The organism is Bradyrhizobium ottawaense, from assembly GCF_900099825.1.
GTDB classification, from domain to species: Bacteria; Pseudomonadota; Alphaproteobacteria; order Rhizobiales; family Xanthobacteraceae; genus Bradyrhizobium; species Bradyrhizobium ottawaense_A.
Map to the genome: position 1 here is coordinate 7,384,197 of NZ_LT629693.1, position 17,448 is coordinate 7,401,644.

General features: G+C 63.0%; 17 protein-coding genes, 1 tRNA gene and 1 pseudogene. 12 read left to right on the forward strand and 7 right to left on the reverse strand.

What is annotated here, in order from left to right; genetic code table 11:
* Positions 1-159: 159 nt before the first annotated feature.
* The 6 genes and pseudogenes from plsX to BLR13_RS34870 form a co-directional block, all read left to right on the forward strand.
* Positions 160-1,221 carry a phosphate acyltransferase PlsX gene (gene plsX / locus BLR13_RS34840; RefSeq protein WP_074832443.1) on the forward strand — a complete coding sequence of 354 codons (1,062 nt, stop codon included), beginning with the start codon at positions 160-162 and terminating at the stop codon, positions 1,219-1,221.
* Complete coding sequence (locus BLR13_RS34845) at positions 1,218-2,207, forward strand: beta-ketoacyl-ACP synthase III (protein WP_091976925.1); 990 nt, start codon at positions 1,218-1,220, stop codon at positions 2,205-2,207. Before plsX ends, BLR13_RS34845 begins: the two co-directional genes overlap by 4 nt.
* 129 nt (positions 2,208-2,336) lie before the next feature.
* Complete coding sequence (locus tag BLR13_RS34850) at positions 2,337-2,666, forward strand: integration host factor subunit alpha (protein ID WP_074832801.1); 330 nt, start codon at positions 2,337-2,339, stop codon at positions 2,664-2,666.
* Positions 2,667-2,706: 40 nt separating this feature from the next.
* Complete coding sequence (locus tag BLR13_RS34855) at positions 2,707-3,276, forward strand: MerR family transcriptional regulator (RefSeq protein ID WP_074832446.1); 570 nt, start codon at positions 2,707-2,709, stop codon at positions 3,274-3,276.
* A gap of 88 nt (positions 3,277-3,364) precedes the next feature.
* Positions 3,365-3,442 (forward strand) — tRNA-Pro (locus tag BLR13_RS34860).
* A gap of 261 nt (positions 3,443-3,703) precedes the next feature.
* Positions 3,704-3,982 (forward strand): annotated as a pseudogene (locus tag BLR13_RS34870) (SOS response-associated peptidase); the annotation flags it as partial.
* Between the two features lie 157 nt (positions 3,983-4,139).
* Here BLR13_RS34870 and BLR13_RS34875 read toward each other — a convergent pair.
* A complete protein-coding gene (locus tag BLR13_RS34875; RefSeq protein WP_074832449.1) occupies positions 4,140-6,089 on the reverse strand; it encodes an ice-binding family protein in 1,950 nt (649 codons plus the stop codon).
* A gap of 578 nt (positions 6,090-6,667) precedes the next feature.
* On the opposite strand from BLR13_RS34875, the gene BLR13_RS34880 reads away from it, so the two are divergent.
* Complete coding sequence (locus tag BLR13_RS34880) at positions 6,668-6,985, forward strand: hypothetical protein (protein ID WP_074832452.1); 318 nt, start codon at positions 6,668-6,670, stop codon at positions 6,983-6,985.
* Between the two features lie 138 nt (positions 6,986-7,123).
* On the opposite strand, the gene BLR13_RS42345 is transcribed toward BLR13_RS34880, so the two are convergent.
* Complete coding sequence (locus tag BLR13_RS42345) at positions 7,124-7,252, reverse strand: hypothetical protein (RefSeq protein ID WP_256379189.1); 129 nt, start codon at positions 7,250-7,252, stop codon at positions 7,124-7,126.
* 232 nt (positions 7,253-7,484) lie between these two features.
* Here BLR13_RS42345 and BLR13_RS34885 point away from each other — a divergent pair, with 232 nt between their 5' ends.
* Positions 7,485-8,453 (forward strand): SDR family oxidoreductase, encoded by a 969-nt coding sequence (locus tag BLR13_RS34885; RefSeq protein WP_074832455.1) that lies wholly within the window; start codon positions 7,485-7,487, stop codon positions 8,451-8,453.
* A 134-nt stretch (positions 8,454-8,587) separates the two neighbouring features.
* On the opposite strand, the gene BLR13_RS34890 is transcribed toward BLR13_RS34885, so the two are convergent.
* Complete coding sequence (locus tag BLR13_RS34890) at positions 8,588-9,052, reverse strand: GcrA family cell cycle regulator (protein ID WP_074832804.1); 465 nt, start codon at positions 9,050-9,052, stop codon at positions 8,588-8,590.
* Between the two features lie 48 nt (positions 9,053-9,100).
* Entirely contained in the window at positions 9,101-9,301 is a 201-nt protein-coding gene (locus BLR13_RS34895) for a hypothetical protein (protein WP_027537191.1), read from the reverse strand.
* 263 nt (positions 9,302-9,564) lie between these two features.
* On the opposite strand from BLR13_RS34895, the gene BLR13_RS34900 reads away from it, so the two are divergent.
* Positions 9,565-9,945, forward strand: coding sequence for a hypothetical protein (locus BLR13_RS34900; protein WP_074832806.1), 381 nt, complete (start codon positions 9,565-9,567; stop codon positions 9,943-9,945).
* Positions 9,946-10,010: 65 nt separating this feature from the next.
* Here the strand turns inward: BLR13_RS34900 and BLR13_RS34905 are convergent, their stop codons facing one another.
* Both BLR13_RS34905 and BLR13_RS34910 read right to left on the reverse strand, forming a co-directional pair.
* The gene (locus BLR13_RS34905; RefSeq protein ID WP_074832457.1) at positions 10,011-11,837 is read right to left on the reverse strand and encodes an AMP-binding protein; all 1,827 of its coding nucleotides are present in this window, start codon (positions 11,835-11,837) and stop codon (positions 10,011-10,013) included.
* Between the two features lie 116 nt (positions 11,838-11,953).
* Positions 11,954-12,895 carry an acetamidase/formamidase family protein gene (locus tag BLR13_RS34910; protein WP_074832460.1) on the reverse strand — a complete coding sequence of 314 codons (942 nt, stop codon included), beginning with the start codon at positions 12,893-12,895 and terminating at the stop codon, positions 11,954-11,956.
* A 225-nt stretch (positions 12,896-13,120) separates the two neighbouring features.
* On the opposite strand from BLR13_RS34910, the gene BLR13_RS34915 reads away from it, so the two are divergent.
* The 3 genes from BLR13_RS34915 to BLR13_RS34925 all read left to right on the forward strand — a co-directional run bounded on the left by BLR13_RS34915 (position 13,121) and on the right by BLR13_RS34925 (position 16,106).
* Positions 13,121-13,924 carry a YdcF family protein gene (locus BLR13_RS34915; protein WP_091976930.1) on the forward strand — a complete coding sequence of 268 codons (804 nt, stop codon included), beginning with the start codon at positions 13,121-13,123 and terminating at the stop codon, positions 13,922-13,924.
* Between the two features lie 57 nt (positions 13,925-13,981).
* The gene (locus tag BLR13_RS34920) at positions 13,982-14,767 is read left to right on the forward strand and encodes a DUF169 domain-containing protein (protein WP_074832463.1); all 786 of its coding nucleotides are present in this window, start codon (positions 13,982-13,984) and stop codon (positions 14,765-14,767) included.
* A gap of 160 nt (positions 14,768-14,927) precedes the next feature.
* A complete protein-coding gene (locus BLR13_RS34925) occupies positions 14,928-16,106 on the forward strand; it encodes a saccharopine dehydrogenase family protein (RefSeq protein ID WP_074832467.1) in 1,179 nt (392 codons plus the stop codon).
* A 64-nt stretch (positions 16,107-16,170) separates the two neighbouring features.
* Here the strand turns inward: BLR13_RS34925 and BLR13_RS34930 are convergent, their stop codons facing one another.
* The gene (locus tag BLR13_RS34930) at positions 16,171-17,439 is read right to left on the reverse strand and encodes an O-antigen ligase family protein (protein WP_074832470.1); all 1,269 of its coding nucleotides are present in this window, start codon (positions 17,437-17,439) and stop codon (positions 16,171-16,173) included.
* Positions 17,440-17,448: the final 9 nt, after the last annotated feature.

The following is a 17,448-nucleotide window of genomic DNA, read 5'->3' on the forward strand; positions in this document are numbered from 1 at the left end:
ACGGTGGTCAAGAGGTTGTGTCGGGACGGGGACACGCTATTGTCGCGGCCCGGCGGAGGCGCTGTGTAGCGCCTTGCCGAGCATCGCTGCGGCGGTGCCTCTTCCAGTTCGCGGCCGGGCTCGACGAGGGCCGCAAGAGATCAGGTTTCCGGGACGTTCATGCCTCAAAAGGTTCGAATCGCGCTTGACGCCATGGGTGGCGATGTCGGCGCATCGGTCGTCATTCCCGGCGCCGCGATCGCATTGAGGCGGCATCCCGACGCCGAATTTCTGCTTTATGGCAACAGCAAGCTGATCGACGAGCAACTCGCGAAATATCCGGCGCTCAAAGCCGCCTCGCGCGTGGTCCATACCGACGTGACCGTCGCCATGCACGACAAGCCGAGCCAGGCGCTGCGCCGCGGGCGCAAGAGTTCGTCGATGTGGCTTGCGATCGACGCAGTGAAGAAAGGCGAAGCCCATGTCGCGGTTTCCGCGGGCAATACCGGCGCGCTGATGGCGATGGCGCGCTTCCACCTGCACACCATGCCGGGGATCGATCGTCCGGCCATTGCCGGCGTGTGGCCTACGGCACGCGGCGAATCCGTCGTGCTTGATCTCGGCGCCAGCATCGGTGGCGACCATCATCACCTGGTGGCGCTGGCTGTCATGGGCGGCGCGATGGCGAGCGTGCTGTTCGGTAAGCCGCGCCCAACCGTCGGCCTGCTCAATATCGGGGTCGAGGAGGTCAAGGGCGGCGAGGAGATTCGCAAGGCTTCCGAACAGTTGCGCGCGATGAACCTGCCGGAGCTTGAATATATCGGCTTCGTCGAGGGCGACGGGATCGGCATGGGCGCCGCCGACGTGATCGTGTCGGAAGGTTTTAGCGGCAACATCGCGCTGAAGGCCGCCGAAGGCACCGCACGTCAGATGGCGGATTTCTTGCGTCAGGCGATGGCGGCGAGCTGGATGTCCCGGATCGGCTATCTGTTCGCCCGCAAGGCCTTCAAGGCACTGCGCGATAAGCTCGACCCCAACAAGTCCAATGGCGGCGTGCTGCTCGGCCTCAAGGGCGTCGTGGTCAAAAGCCACGGCGGAACCAACGCCGAAGGCTTTGCCTACGCCGTCGATGTTGGCTATGAGATGGTGCGCTGCGATCTCCTCACCAAGATCAATCAGATGCTTAATCGCGACGGCAGTGCGCTGGCTCAAGCGCAGACCGCGCAGGAGGCTGTCTCGTGATTTCCAAACGTTCGGTCGTGCTGGGCTGCGGCTCTTACCTGCCGCAGAAAGTACTGACCAATGCCGAGCTGGCGGCTCGCGTCGATACCTCCGACGAGTGGATCGTACAGCGTACCGGCATCCATCAGCGCCACATCGCCGCCGACGGCGAGTTCACCTCGCATCTGGCGATCAACGCGGCGCGCGCCGCGCTCGAGCATGCCGGGATCGATGCGCAGGCGATCGACCTGATCGTGCTGGCGACCTCGACGCCTGACAACACCTTTCCGGCCACCGCGGTCGCGGTGCAGCACGGGCTCGGCATCAACCATGGCGCGGCCTTCGACCTGCAGGCGGTGTGCTCCGGCTTCGTGTTTGCGCTCGCCACCGCCGACAACTTCCTGCGCTGCGGCGCCTACAAGCGTGCGCTGGTGATCGGCGCCGAGACGTTTTCGCGCATCCTCGACTGGAGCGATCGCGGCACCTGCGTGCTGTTCGGCGACGGCGCCGGAGCGGTCGTGCTCGAGGCCCAAGATCTGCCTCAAGGCCAGCCGGGCCTGACCTCCGACCGCGGCATATTGACCACGCATCTGCGCTCCGACGGCCGGCACAAGGCGAAGCTGTTTGTCGATGGCGGTCCGTCCTCGACCCAGACCGTGGGTCACCTTCGGATGGAAGGCCGCGAGGTGTTCAAGCACGCCGTCGGCATGATTACCGACGTGATTGTGGACGCCTTCAAGGCCACCGGCGTCACCGCCGACGACATCGACTGGTTCGTGCCGCACCAGGCCAACAAGCGAATCATCGATGCTTCAGCGCACAAGCTTCATATTGCGCCGCAGAAGGTGGTGCTGACGGTCGACCTGCACGGCAACACGTCGGCGGCCTCGATCCCGCTCGCGCTGTCGGTTGCCGTGAAGGACGGACGCGTAAAGAAAGGCGATCTGGTGCTGTTCGAAGCGATGGGCGGCGGCTTCACCTGGGGTTCGGCGCTCGTCCGCTGGTGAGTCAGCGCAAGATATCGATCAAATTTGCTGCGTGTTTTCATGCGCAAGCATGATGGTCGCTGTTGACCATTGCGTGCTAACCTCATAATTTCAGGGAATAAATTGTTCGCCGAGAGTGCGGGGCAGGCGATGACCGGGACCGGAAAAACAGTCACACGCGTCGATTTGTGCGAGGCGGTCTACCAGAAGGTAGGCTTGTCGCGAACGGAATCCTCTGCGTTTGTCGAGCTTGTTTTGAAAGAGATCACCGATTGCCTCGAGAAGGGCGAGACGGTGAAGCTGTCGTCCTTCGGCTCCTTCATGGTGCGCAAGAAGGGTCAGCGTATCGGACGTAACCCGAAGACCGGCACGGAAGTGCCGATCTCGCCACGTCGCGTGATGGTGTTCAAGCCGTCGGCAATACTGAAGCAGCGGATCAATGGTCACGCGGTCGCCAATGGCGACGGCAAGGACGACTAGAACTTCACCCTGAAAAAAGTGAGCTGAGAGGAGCGAGCATTTGGACAAGGCGCCGGATGCGTTCCGTACCATCAGCGAGGTCGCTGAAGAGCTCGACATTCCCCAGCATGTGCTGCGGTTTTGGGAGACGCGGTTCGCCCAGATCAAGCCGATGAAGCGCAGCGGCGGCCGGCGTTATTACCGGCCCGACGATGTCGATCTGCTCAAGGGCATCCGTCGCCTGCTCTACGGCGAGGGCTATACGATCCGCGGCGTGCAGCGGATCCTGAAAGAGCACGGCATCAAATCGGTGCAGGGCCTCGCCGACCAGACCTCCGCGGTTTCGTTCGGCGCGGTCGAGGAGGCGATCGGCCTCAGCCTGCAGGAGCCCGACGAAAACGAGATCCCGCTCGTCGGTACCGACGACGACGATTACGAGACCGAAGAATCCAAGGAGATCGACTATCGCTTCGCCGACACCGACGAGGACGGCATCCTGGTGCCGTCGTTCGTCAAGAGCAAACCCGTCCCCCGGCCGGTTGAGGGCATCGACCGCGAGCGCCTCGAACGCGTGCTGCAGGACCTGCTGGCCTGCCGGCAATTGCTGGATAACGCGCTGAAGGACGGCTGAGGGGCCGGGGAACTGGCCTGCCGTGGGGCCGAAAGAGGCCGTTCGCGCGCCTTGCGCCGGACCCTGATCGCAGCTAATGGAACGGCATCGGAGCGTGGCGCAGCCCGGTTAGCGCACTAGTCTGGGAGACTAGGGGTCGGAGGTTCAAATCCTCTCGCTCCGACCAATAAAAGCCCCGGTAATACGGGGCTTTTTGCATTCTTGGCACTCGGGCTTGGGGTACGAAATCAGAACGATTTTGGGAAAATACCGGGTGATGCCGGCAAATAGTCCCCGCCAAAGTCCCTCCATTTCCAAGCAGTTCACCCTCCCAGGCAGCGCACCGGCGCCTGTCATGTGGGATCGCGGCGAGCGTCTGCCGTCGCAACAGGTGATCCGATGAAATACTCGACCGAGCGACCATATGCCGATCCCGAGAAGGCAGCGCTCCGGTATCTGGACCGAGTTCAAGGGCGACCGGGGCACCAAGTCCAAGCCGATCCCAGGCCCGCATCTGGTCTATGGATTCCTTACAACGGTCCCGAACGCTGTCGTTGAGCCGATCCACCCCAAGGCGATGCCGGTGATCCTCACGACAGAAGAAGAACGCGACGTTTGGATGCGCGCGCCGTGGGACGAAGCGAAGGCTCTACAGCGGCCGTTGCCAGACGATGCGCTCAAGATTGTCTCGCGCGGGCCGGACAAGGAAGATCGTGTCGCCGCGTGACTCGCTCTTTTTATCGACAGTGTGTTTAAAGCGCGAACCTATAAATTTGGAGCGGTCAACCGACATCCGCTCTAGCACGAGTAACGGACGTGGGGCGGACATCGCGGCATGTCCGAAAAGTGCCCCAGCAACGGACTCATGCACCGCAGAGATTGATTCACCAAGTATAACGCAGCCGGCCCATACCGGAGTATTTCGTTGAGTTCTCGGCGAATTCACCGTCGAACCGCGCGCCGAGCGAAAATCCGTTCCTGAACCCGATCTCCACGCCAGCCGACACAAGTGCCAAGTCGGTGGCCGGCGCTGCGCCCGTCACGACGAAGATTGATCCGGGCAGCGCCTGGAACCCGGCGGTGATGTTCGGCGCGGACCAATTGTCGTGAGCCCAGGCGGCACGGCCAAGCAGGGTCAGTCTGGTGCCGTAGTCAATCGGAATGCTCCAGTCGAGCCAGGTGCCAAGCTCCGTGCGGGTGGTGGTGATCGTCCTGGCGTCGTAGGAAAGTGCGAAAACCGACGCGCCGGAGAGCGCAGTTTCGCTGTAGGACGGCGTTCGGAAGGCCTGCACCTGCACGGCGGCGTAGGGAGTGAGCCCGGACTGACCCGGCCAACCCACGTTCGGAATAGCGAAGCGATATCCGCCTTCGAGCCGACCAGCAATGTCATTGGCGGAAAAATCGGCGGCGAGATGGTCGGCACCCGCCACGGTCACGAACCGGTCGGTGTTAAACTGATGAAAGCCGTAGGCGATTGCGGCGGAGACATAGGCCGCATCTACACGCGTCGTGCTGTAGATGGCCGCCTGAAACATGTCGCTGCGGCCGCTGCCTAGACCTTCCGACAAGCCATAGCGGGTAGCCCCACCCGAAAGCGCGAAGCCGGCCACGGTGTAGGGCGTGACCCGATAGTCGAGGCCAGTGGCAAAGCCGACGTCGCTCACTGACCGGTCGTGGCTTCCAACACCCAACGCGTCACCGTTTGCATTGGTTTGCCCACCATAGGCCGCAGCCCAAACGCCCCAAGGGCGCGGATCAGGGGTCGACGCGACAGCGCCCGGAACAGCCTTGACGTACATCGGAGATACGGGGCGGGTCGGGGCGAACGGGCGGTTTTCGGCGAACGGGTTGGTCACCAGCGACAGGAATGAGTTCATCGCCTGGGTTCCTGCCTGCGCCGGGCCGGTACCGGCTTCTCCCGAAAGCTGCGTGAATGAGCTTTGCAGTTGGCTGGGTGACAGGAACGAGAGCAGGCTGGCGAATGCCGGCGGCAGCGTGCCGCCGTTTCTGACAAAGGTATCAATGGAATTTGCGACCGCGCGTTGATTGCCGGTGGCCGAGGATGGCAGCACAGACGAAGCCGAGGCCGTGGTGGTGGTGCATGTTGTGATGGTGTTGGTATCCAACGTGACCGCACCGTTTTGTGCCAAAGCATCACCGCATTTGATGGTGGCGTTGGTATTCAGCGTGATGCTCGTCAGTGCGAGAATGTCCCCAACGAACGATGTGCTCGTGCCAAGCGTCGCCGAACTGCCAACCCTGAAAAATACATTGCCACCCTGAGCACCGTTGATCAGCGAAATGCTCGAACCGCTGGCAGTGGTCAGCGTGCTTCCGGTGTTGATGATGAAGACTGAGTTCGGGTTGCCTTGCCCATTAAGTGTGAGAGTGCCAGTCAATTGAGCTGACGTATTGAAACCGTAGACGCCCGCTATCAGCGTTTTGCCTCCCAGGTCCTGACCTGTCAGATTAGTCGTAATAGGCCTGCCTGCCAAAACGTTGTAGGCGGTAATGTTATCAATTTGAGCTTGAGCGGCAACGGCATCGGCCGCACTTATCACGCCGTTTACAATGCCCGGGGGAAACCCAGTGACCGCGGAGCCGGGGCTGACGCCGACGTTTCCATTGATCACAGTCGAGCCTGTGTTGGTAACCGTTGAGCCGGCCAGAACTGCGAAGCTCGCGGCCGTCCCCAGGGACGGCGCCTGCGCATGGCTGGGAGAAGTTAGGGTCGTTGCTCCCATCAGGCCCAGCACCGCCGCAGCGCCCCGAACTCCGGCCCGCTTTTGCGACGATGTCCGCACCGACGCGGGGGCGAACGAAAACCTGCTCATATGACCGTTGCCACCTGGATCGGCCTCGGCACGGTCAGACTCGGTGCATCGCGAATGCGACCTTAATCGACGGAGCATCTTCATCAGTGCCTCACTCAACGCGGCTTATGACTCACCAACCGGGTGCTCAGAGACAGCGTAGTCGAAGGCATGGAAGCCAATGAATAAAAACGCCTGTTCCAATCGAGGAACAAAAAAAATGTTGCGGGTCAGATACAGAAATGCACGTCAGACCACTTATAATCGTCAACGCAGCGCTTGCCGCCGATCACGGGGACGAGGAGAGCGATGGTTTCGTCGTGGTCATCGGCCCTATTAAACTCCGGTCGCTGAGCAATATTGCTTCTGCCCCGGAACTCGAAAGCGCAAGCTGGTTCCATCACCGCCCGTAACAGGCATCCATCGGTGACAGAGAGTGGTGCACGCTCCCGCCCGTTAATTGTTAATCAGGAGAGCCAGCCATGTTGCGCGTCTGAGTGGCCTGTTTTGAAAACGCGAGTCGGGGGCGGGGCCACCGGTGGAACCCCTAGCGTTCGTTCCCGTTACACTTCTAACTCAAGAGCAAGGAGGACTCTCACATGATGAAGATCACTCTTGCCGTGGCGGCAGCGGCAGTTGTGCTGACAACTGCCCCGCTCGCCACTCCGGCCATGGCCCAAGGCGTCAAGATGGCCCAAGGCGTCGATGTCCAGGTCGGGCGGGACCGCGACGACCGCTACAACCGCGACGATCGCTACGATAGGGACCGTCGCCGGGGGTACGACTCCGACACCACCGTCGGCGTCGGCCCAGGTGGTGTCACCATCAGCCCACGACAGCGCTGCCACATGGAGACAACGACGATTGAACGGGAAGACGGCCGCAGGATCACGCGCAGGGAGCGTCGCTGCGACTAAACAGCGTGCAACAAAGAAATGATTTCTTTAGGTCGTCAATGATTGGGGCGGCGGAATAGGTCGTGCGCCGGATACCGGACGCGTGACTGCGACGCCGTTACGCTCGCTTTTCAGTGGCGTGACGCGCCGAGGGGAAGGCTAGATTCCGAGAACCCAGATGCCGAGGATGACGCCGAGTACCGCCAGTCCGCTGATGGTCCAGCCAGCGGCATAGGCCGGGCCGGCGGTCTCGGGTTGATCGACCATCGAGTCATGCCAGTGGGTCATTCCAACCTCCTGGAAGAGAGTGCTCCCTGTGGATTAGGTCTCGGTCGCACCGATTAGGTTCAAACAACGGCGCGCGATGAAAGTTCCCCGGTTCGGGGCTAATGGCTGGCCGCGTTGAACTCCCTGAGGATCGATCGTAGATTGCCCGCGTTCCCGCCCCGGGAATGGGGCTGCGGGACGGTTGCGCCACTCGCGGCTCCCCAAAAATCTCAAGAAAATTGTAGGAAACTCCATGAAGGATTTTGCCGGAAAATTCGCCGTGATCACCGGAGGCGGCACGGGCATGGGCCGCGAGCTGGCGCGCCAGCTCGTTGCCGAGGGCTGCAACGTCGCGATGTGCGACATCTCCCTGGAGGCGATGGCCGAGACCAAGCGGCTGTGCGAGGCGGAAAAGCTGCCGCAGGGGCTGCGCGTCACCACCCATGTCGCCGACGTCTCGATCGAGGACCATCTGACGCGTTTTCGCGACGAACTGATCGAGCAGCAGGCGACCGACAAGATCCATTTGCTGTTCAACAATGCCGGCATCGGCGGCGGCGGCAGCCTGTTCACCAACACCCGCGAACAATGGGAACGCACCTTCAACATCTGCTGGGGCGGCGTCTATCTCGGCGTCCGCACCTTCCTGCCGCTGATGCTGAAGGCCGACGAGGGCCACATCGTCAACACGTCAAGCGTCAACGGCTTCTGGGCCTCGGTCGGCCAGGGCGTGTCGCACACCGCCTACAGCTCCGCCAAGTTTGCGGTGAAGGGATTCACCGAATCGCTGATGAACGACCTGCGGCTCAACGCCCCGCACATCAAATGCTCGGTGGTGATGCCCGGCCATATCGGCACCTCGATCGTTTCCAACTCGCGCAAGATCATCAGCGGGACCGAGTCCGATCAATTGAGCCCGAACGAGCTCCTGTCGGCGCGCCAGCGCCTGAAGGGCATGGGCCTCGATACCGCTGCGATGTCGGACGATGATATCCAGAAGATCGCGCTCGACCGCGCCCGCAGCTTCCGCGACGAGGCGCCGACCACGGCGGCGGCCGCGGCAAAAATCATTCTCGACGGGGTCAAGACCGGGCAATGGCGCATCCTGGTCGGCGACGACGCCCACAAGCTCGACGAGCGCGTGCGCCAGACGCCGGAGAAGGCCTACACGCCGGAGTTTTATCAGAGCTTTGCCGAGGAAGTCGGCTGGCGGCTGGGCTAAACCTTTATGTTTTGACGCGTTTTCTACCGTCTACGCAATCTGCGCAAGCTTGATTGCTACGCGAACCGGCGTCCACCCTCGGATCAAGTCCGAGGGCATGCTTCGCTCGAAAACGCTATCGCCAGCCGCGCGCGTTATCCCCGCGCGACGCGCTGGCGTGAGCCGGAGCGGTAGGCGAGGCGGGTGTGTCCTGGGCAATAGGGCGCGCCTTCGAGCGGCGTGTTGCCGCAGAAGCAGAAATCCTCGGCGCCGGGCGTGCTGATAGGCCAGCGGCAGCGTTGCTTGTTAAGTTCGAGCAGCGAGCAACGCTGCTCGCTGATGACGGGCGCAGCGAGGACGGGCTCGCCGTCCTCGTAGACCGTGCGCAGCATCTGATACTGCAGCCGGGGAATGGATCTGGAGGCGCGCTCCTTTTTGGCCGGGCGCGCTTCGGCGTTGAACTCGCCGCGCGTCAGTCCGAGGCGGGAGAGTTTGCCGATCACGGCGTTGCGGCTGACGCCGATATGGACGGCAATCTCGCGGCAGGAGAGGCCGGCTTCAAAATGGCTTTTCAGAAGTTCGATGCGCTCGGTGGTCCAGGTAGGTCCAATGGCAAACATGTTGGCGATTCCAAATTGCGTTGAACCGCCGCTTTCCAATGTTCCTCGTCAGGAAGGCCTGCCGTTGTCGCGGATCGCAAGCAGCCCGTCCTTGATGGCGAGCCGAATGCCTTCCTCGATCAGGGTCTTCGCGACGCCGGGAACGCTGGTACCGTGGGTGCCCTGTCTCACCAGTTTTTCGAGATAGGTGATGGTCGAGAGCGCCAAGGTGACTGGAACGCGGTCGGTTTCGGCTTTTTCCGTAGCCATGGGGAACGCTAACTTTTAATCGGTGTACTGAAAAGTATCTATTTAGACTCTATTAAGTTATGGCCGGTCGAGTCAATCGGGTTGTGATTGTCTTTCTATCCAATTGGACGGATTGGAGAATCCAGTAGAGCGCGGTATCGCATCGGCGCGGGGCGGGCGGAGATCGGCCGGCAGGACCATGCGCGCACGCGGCGAAACGCTGCAGCTGCGGCTCGATTTCCCGATTGCCTCGCGTCGTTGGCAACGACGATGATGCCTTGACGATGAATGCCTTGGCGAAGGCGGTGCAGGGCGCGATGACGGTAACGAACGGTCTCTACTCAATTCAAATCGACATGCGCGACGGCGGGCATGGCCATGCCACCGGCATCCTCGTCTTGATCGACGGCAAGATCGCCGGCGGCGACTCGCATTTTTATTACACCGGCACCTACACCGCCGATGGCGGCAAATGGCGCGGCGAATTGACCACCAACGAGCACACCAGGTCCGTTGGCGTGCTGCCGCTGTTTGGCGGGCGCGAAGTCACTTGCGGCTTTACCGGTGGCTACACCGGTGATGGCGCCGAAGTGGAGGGAACCGCGCTGGTCGGCAAGACCAGCGTGTCGTTTCACGCCAAGCTCGCGCTGCATTCGGTGCTGTGAGGAGCTTTATTTTTTGAGCGTTTTCTTTACGCGAACCGGCTTCCACTTCGCTTGAAAACGCTATGCTAAGCTTCCAGCTCGATCTTGACCGGAAACTTTTGCAGCAGCCGTTGCGCGGCGACCGCCTTGTCCGGCGGCGCCTTGATGCGCAGGAACAGTCCGCGTGAGGGATCGGTGATCGCCTCGACACTGACGTCGTTCGCCAGGCCTTCCGCGGCCAGCAATTCGCGGGCGGCTTCGCCGGCCGCGATCTCGCGCAGTTTCGGCTTGAAGATCTTGCCGATCGGCGTGACCGGCATTTCGGCGATCACCGATACCGCGCGTGGCCGTGCCGGCGGCTCGAGAATCTTCTCCAGCACGAAGGCGGAAAGCGCCTGCGGATCGACATGGACGCCGGGCTGCGTCGAGACGAACAGCATCGGCACCTCGCCGGCATAGGCATCTGGCCGTCCGACGGCGGCCGCAAGCGCGACGCCGGGGAATCCAAGGGCGGCGTCCTCGATCGCGCGCGGATCGATATTGTGTCCGCCGCGGATGATGACGTCCTTGGCGCGGCCCATGATGTAGACAAAGCCGTCGGCGTCGATGCGGCAGATATCGCCGGTGCGCAGCCAGCCCTGATGGAAGGCGTCTTCGGTCTGCTTCTTGTCGGCATAGCCCGGAAACACCTGCGGTCCCCGCGTCAGCAGTTCGCCGACCGGTGACGGCCACGGTCCGGTATGCAGTTGGCTGCCGGTGAGGATCGCGAGTTCGACCAGCGGGTTCTTGGTGCCGACGCTTTCCGGCCGCGGCTTTAAGCCGGCGAAGTCGTGCGTGATGGCGCCGGAGAGTTCGGTCATGCCATAGACCTGCTGCACGCAGGGGCCGCCCCACGTCGCCAGATAGCGCCGCTCGATTTCCGGCGGGCAGATCGAGGCGCCGGTCGGCGTGACGCGCAGGCTGGAAATGTCGCAATCGCCGACCGGAATGTCGGCCAGCGCGCCGAGCGTGGTCGGCACGTTGCCGGCATGGGTCAGGCGATACTTTTCAATAATGCGCCAGAAGTTGGTGATCAGCGCCGGGTCGCGCGCACCGGCGGGGCCCGGAATGACGATCGTGGTGCCGGCGGACAGGCAGGCGCCGACGCCGACAAAGAGACCGCCGACATGAAACAGCGGCAGCGAGATCATGGCGCGATCGCCCTTGCGGTAGTCCAGCGCCATCCGTGACGAAACCGCGGAGGCGACCATCGCCCGGTTGGTCAGGCGCGCGACCTTGGGGTGCCCGGTGGTGCCGCCGGTCGGCAGCATCACGGCCACCCGATCGGCCTCCGACGCATCGGTGGATTTGCCGTAATCGTCGCGCCAGGCCGGATCGGGCTTCAGCACCTCGCCGTCAAATGAAATCGACCCATCGAGCGGAACGATCACGATCCGCTTGAGTGAGGGGACTTGCTTCTGCAGCCCCTCGATCTTCTCGGAGAGCCCGCCCGGCATGCCCGGTGGCGGCGCCAGCAGCAGTTTTGCCTTGACGGCGTTGAGCTGGGCGATGATCGCCGCGCGCGTGAACAGCAGGTTGAGCGGCTCGGCAATGCCACAGGCGGCAGCCCCCCAGATCGCGGCAATCGCCGCGGGGCAGATTGGCAGCAGGATCGCAACGGCGTCATCCTTGCCGACACCCTGCGCGCGGAAGAACGTCTCGGCCGCCTTGATGCAGCCCATCAGGTGATCGTTGGAGACGACAACGGGACTGGGATCGAGCGGGCTGCGCAGATAGACCACGGCATCCGCGGCGGGATCGGCGAGCGGTCCGCGCGCCACCAGATCGAGAATGCGCGGGCAGGCCGCAAGCTGCTCCCGCATATCCTTTTCGCGCGCCGCCTCGTCGGCCGGCGACAGCCTGTCCTTGAGCATATTTCGTCCCCGATTTTTTGTTCGTTGGCAGGCTTATTGTATCGATGGCAGGTCGGGCAGCACAAGGGTGCGCCCGGGCAGCACAAGGGCGCGCCGGGGCAGCACAAGGGCGCGCTTCACCCGTGCACGACCGCTTTCGCGATCATGCAGTGAATGCCCTTGGAGCCGTTGACGGTTTGCGTCACGCGCAAGTCTGCCGCGAGGCTGCAGAGCGTGTAGGCGTCCTCGCGCGACAGATTGCGCTTTTCGCCCAGCAGCACGATCATGTCGCGCAGCGCGCGCACCACGCATTGATCGAGATCCGGATCCATCGCCATCGTCATGTAATGCGTTGGCGTCTCGGCGCGGGGATAGTCCAGCCGCAGATCCTTGCGCAGCGTCAGCCGGAAGCGCCCCTGCAACGCGGTCTCGATCGCGGTGACGCAGACTTCGCCGTCGCCCTGCACGCCATGGCCGTCGCCGCAGGAAAACAGCGCGCCCGGCACGAACACCGGCAAGAAGAGTTTGGCGCCGGCGCCGAGCTCCTTGTTGTCGAGATTGCCGCCCATCGCGCGCGGGATCAGCGAGGTGATGCGGCCCCAGGCCGGCGGCGGCGATACGCCCATCACGCCGAAGAACGGCGCCAGCGGCAGATCGAGCCCCCATGGCATGCGGCCGACCATTTTCTCGCGGTCGAGCGGAATGTTGAGCAGGCGCGTCTCGTGGAAATCGTCGGGCAGCGTGCCGGCCAGCGGGCGGATCAAATTGTAGCCCCAGTCCTGCCGGAGCTGGACGTCGAGAATGTCGACTTCCAGAACGTCGCCGGGCGCGGCGCCCTCGACCGCGATCGGGCCGGTCAGGATATGGCCCGGCACCATCCGCTCATTGTGGGCGTGAATATCGGCAAGCTCCGGGGGAACGTGGAATTTGCCGCGGTCCGGCACCACGTCGGGGCCGCCGGTGACGGTGTCGACGGTCACTTCGTCGCCGCTGGCGATGGTCAGCACCGGCTTCAACTTCGCTTCGAAAAAACCCCAATGGCAGGTTTTGGGGCTGGACTGCAGATGATGATGGGGCATGAGAAGGCTTTAGGTTGCGGCGGGGCACGCGAGTGTGCCTCGTACCGGGTGATATGTCGATGTTGTCTCGGTCCTGTCATTGCCGGGCATAGGCGTCCGGAGGACGGCGTCGCTTCCGCTCGCCGATGCCCGGCAATCCATCTTCCTGAGAAAATTTTCGCTAAGAAAGGTGGATACGCGGGGCAAGCCCGCGTATGACGAGTTCGATCATATGCGAGGCTTCCCTTGTTTTTTGTGCTCTCCAAGACGATCGGCTCCCTGCTGACGCCGACGAATTTCCTGATCGGCCTCGGTTTCATCGGCGCCACTCTGCTGCTGACGCGCTTTGCGTCACTCGGCCGCAGGCTCGTCATGACGACGGTGTTGCTGCTTGTGATCTGCGGGCTGTCGCCGCTCGGCAACATGTTGCTCTATCCCCTGGAATCGCGCTTTCCGTCGTGGGATCCCGCGCGCGGCGCACCTGACGGCATCATCGTGCTCGGGGCATCGATCGAGGCAGATATTTCCGCCGCCCACGGCACGCCGGTGGTGCGCACCGCGCCTGATCGCATCATTGCCGCGGCGGCGTTGGCCCTCCGCTATCCGAATGCACGCGTGGTGTTCACGGGTGGCAGCGCAAATCTGCTGTCGAACGATGCGAGAGAGGCCGATTTTGCCGGTGAAGTGTTCGAGGGTCTCGGCATCGCCAAATCGCGGCTGACCATGGAACGGCGTTCGCGCAACACGCAGGAAAATGCCGAGTTCTCGAAAGCGCTGGTCAACCCCAAGCCCGGCGAGCGATGGCTGCTGGTGACCTCGGGGTATCACATGCCGCGATCGGTCGGCCTGTTTAGAAAGGCCGGATTTCCGATCGAGGCCTATCCGGTCGACTGGCGCGTCGGCGGGCGCGACGGCCTGTTCGCGTTTTCGAACCGGGCGCTCGAAGGATTGTGGCGAACCGACGCCGGGGTGCGCGAATGGATGGGCCTGATCGCGTACCGGGCCACTGGCAAGATCGACGAGTTGCTTCCCGGGCCGGTCCCGAACTAAAAGCACCTGTATAACCGCGACAAGCGCGCGTTCAGCGCCGATTTGGGAGTCTACGCCATGCAACAGCAATCGCAGCCGGAAGCGCTGGATTTGGCCGCCATGGTCGCCGATCTCAACAGCCTGCTTCGGCTGAAGACGACTGTGATCGGCATCAAGATGTTCGCCACCAAAGAGGAAATGGAAGCGATCCCGAAGATCCGGCGGCCGTTGGCGGTGCACACCACCGATCAGATCGTCAGCATGGCCTCGCGGCTCGGCTGGACTGTCGGCATCACCGGCGAAGATCTGGTTGGCGCGCAGTGCCGCGCCGTCATCGGCCTCGCGCCGCAGGACGACAAATGGCTCGCCGGGGAAAATTATGTCGGCGTCTGGCATGGTACCGCCGAAGACGCGCGCAAGCGCCAGGAAGCGCTCGATGTGGTGCCATACGGGAAGTATCAGGCCATGGCGGTGAGCCCGCTCACCAGCGGCCGGCTCGATCCGCCGGATATCTGCCTAGTCTATGCCACGCCTGGCCAGATGATCATCCTGATCAACGGGCTGCAATATACCGGCTACAAGAAGTTCGAATGGGGCGTGGTCGGCGAGACCGCCTGCGCCGATTCATGGGGCAGGGCGCTGAAGACCGGCGAGCCCTCGCTGTCGCTGCCGTGCTTTGCCGAACGCCGCTACGGCGGCGTGCCTGACGAGGAGATGCTGATGGCGCTGTCGCCTTCGCATCTCAATAAAGCCATCGTCGGCATGAAACAGCTTGCCAAGAACGGCCTGCGCTATCCGATCGCGCCCTATGGCATTCAGGCCGACGTGCGCGCCGGGATGGGCGTTTCCTACGCGAAGAAATAGCTCCGGCCGTCATTGCGAGGAGCCAACGGGTCGCGCGAATGCGCGCCCGATGATAAACTCCGCGACGAAGCAATCCATTCTTTCTTTTTGTGGTGAGATGGATTGCTTCGCTTCGCTCGCAATGACAGAAGAATTAGCGGTGACTTCAGGGAACTAGCTTATGTCTTCGTCGAAATTCGACATCGTCGTCTATGGCGCTACCGGGTTCACCGGACAGCTCGTCGCCGAATATCTGGCCGCGCGGTACAAGGGTGATGCCGGTCTGACATGGGCGATGGCCGGGCGCAGCAAGGAGAAGCTCGTCGCCGTCCGCGATGCGATCGGCGCGCCGGCTAACACACCGCTGATCGTGGCCGACGCCAGCGATCCGGCGTCGTTGAAGGCGATGGTGGCGCAGACGAAATCCGTGATCACGACCGTCGGCCCGTATCAGTTTTATGGCAACGATGTGCTGGCGGCCTGCGTCGAAGCCGGGGTCGATTATTTCGATCTCTGCGGCGAGCCGCTGTGGATGCGGCAGATGATCGACAAGCATGAGGCCGCGGCCAAGGCCAGCGGCGCGCGCATCGTATTCTCCTGCGGCTTCGACTCGGTCCCGTTCGAGCTTGGGGCCTTCTTCGTGCAGGAGGAGGCGAAGCGGGCGTTCGGCGCACCGGCTTTGCGCGTCAAGGGCCGTGTGCGCGACATGCGCGGCACGCTGTCCGGCGGCACGGCGGCGAGCGCCAAGGCGACGTTTGACGCGGTCGCCAAGGATCTCAGCCTCGTAGCCTTGCTGAAGAGCCCGTTTGCGTTGACCCCGGGATTTGAAGGCCCGAAGCAGCCCGCCGGCAGCAAGCCCTTTCTGGAGGACGACCTGCAATCCTGGGCCGCACCCTTCATGATGGCGCTCATCAATACCCGCAACGTGCACCGCTCCAACATGCTGATGGGCTTTCCGTACGGCAAGGACTTCGTCTACGACGAAATGGTCCTGACCGGGCCCGGCGAAAAAGGTGAGGCCAATGCCAGGCTGGTGATGGCCGCCAACGCCGGAAAGACCGGTCCCGCCGCACCGAAGCCCGGCGAGGGGCCGTCGAAGGAGGAGCGGGAGAACGGCGGATATGACCTCCTGTACATTGCGATTGCGCCTGACGGCCGCCAGGTGCGCGCCGCCGTGAAGGGCGACCGCGATCCCGGCTATGGCTCGACGTCGAAGATGATCTCGGAATGCGCGATCTGTCTGCTGCGCGACACGCCGGACGTTGCCGCAGGCATCTGGACGCCGGGTGCTGCGATGGGGCATCCCCTGATCAAGCGCCTGGTCGATCACGCCGGCCTGACGTTCACGGTCGAGAAATAGCGCGCGCCATGGAGCCGAGTTGCCGCGGCGTACTGGATGCCCCGCCTAAAGCGCATCACAGGGGCTAGGAGGCCTTCGCGGTCGCCGTGGAGGCAGGATCGAGGTTGGCCTTCCAGCGCTCGGCGGCGACATACATGCCCCACATCGTGCCCAGCATCATCCAGAAATGCCGCCAGTGGTCGGTATCGATGATGAAGCTCTCGCCAACCGTGCCGAGATAGGCCGAGAAGATCGCGAGATAAGTCCGCTGCCAGGGCGCAGCCACGAAGACGTAGCGGAAACCGGTGAGCGCCGTCACGAACACCAGCGCCGGATAGCAGATGCCGGAGATCCAGCCACCCGACATGAAGGCGTTCAGGTAGGAATTGTGGGTGTCTTCGGGGAAGTATTTGTGGAACTGCAGCGGCCCGATGCCGAACGGCAGATCGAGCGCCATGTCGGCGCCGAGGATATGGCGGCCGAACCGGCCGAAGCGGCCCTCGTCATAGCTCTGGTCGAAGCTGGCGCGCTGCTTGAACATCTCGGCGATCGAATCGAACGACAGCAGCACCGCGACCAGCGCCGCCGCCAGAATGACAGCTACCAGGGCCATCACGATGATGCGCGAGCGCTGCGCCTGCGAGCGGCTGGTCAGCACCATCAGCGCCAGCATGAAGGCGGAGGTGAGAATCAGCCCGCCCCAGGCCGCGCGCGAAAACGCCAGCAGGATCGCCAGCGACATGATGCCGAAGGCGATGGTGTTGCGGAATGATTTTCCCAGTTTGTCCGAGACGACGCTTTGCAGGCAGAACAGCGCCGGCAGGATCAGGAACGCGCCGAGCACGTTGGGGTCCTTGAAGGTGCCGCGGGCGCGTTCGTACAGCGTCAGCAGGTCATGCCCGCCGGGGACGAGATTGAAATAGCCGCCGAGTGCTGCCACTGCGGCGATCATCGCGCCCACGACCAGGCCACGCCTGAGCATGTTGAGCCGGGCTTCGGTGTCCTCGGAGATGACCATCGCGAAAAACATCACGGTGACGGCCATGTACCAGGACGTCGCGATCCAATTCGCCACTTCGCTCTTGTCGAGGAAAGGGATGGCGCCGATGGTGTAGCCGACATTGAGCAGGAACAGGGCCAGCAGCAGCGGGATGAACACCAGCCGCATCCGCAAGCCGGTTGCAAAGAAGATCAGCAAAGCAGCGAGGGTGGCGAGTTCATAGGGGCTTGGTTCAATGAAGACAATGGCGCCGGACGCACCGACCAGCCACACCAGCGCGCGCTGAAGGGCGAGCACGCCGGGCGCCGCCGTCATCGCTGGTAGGGAGCCCCCGGCCGTCGCCGCATACGCCATTACACACCC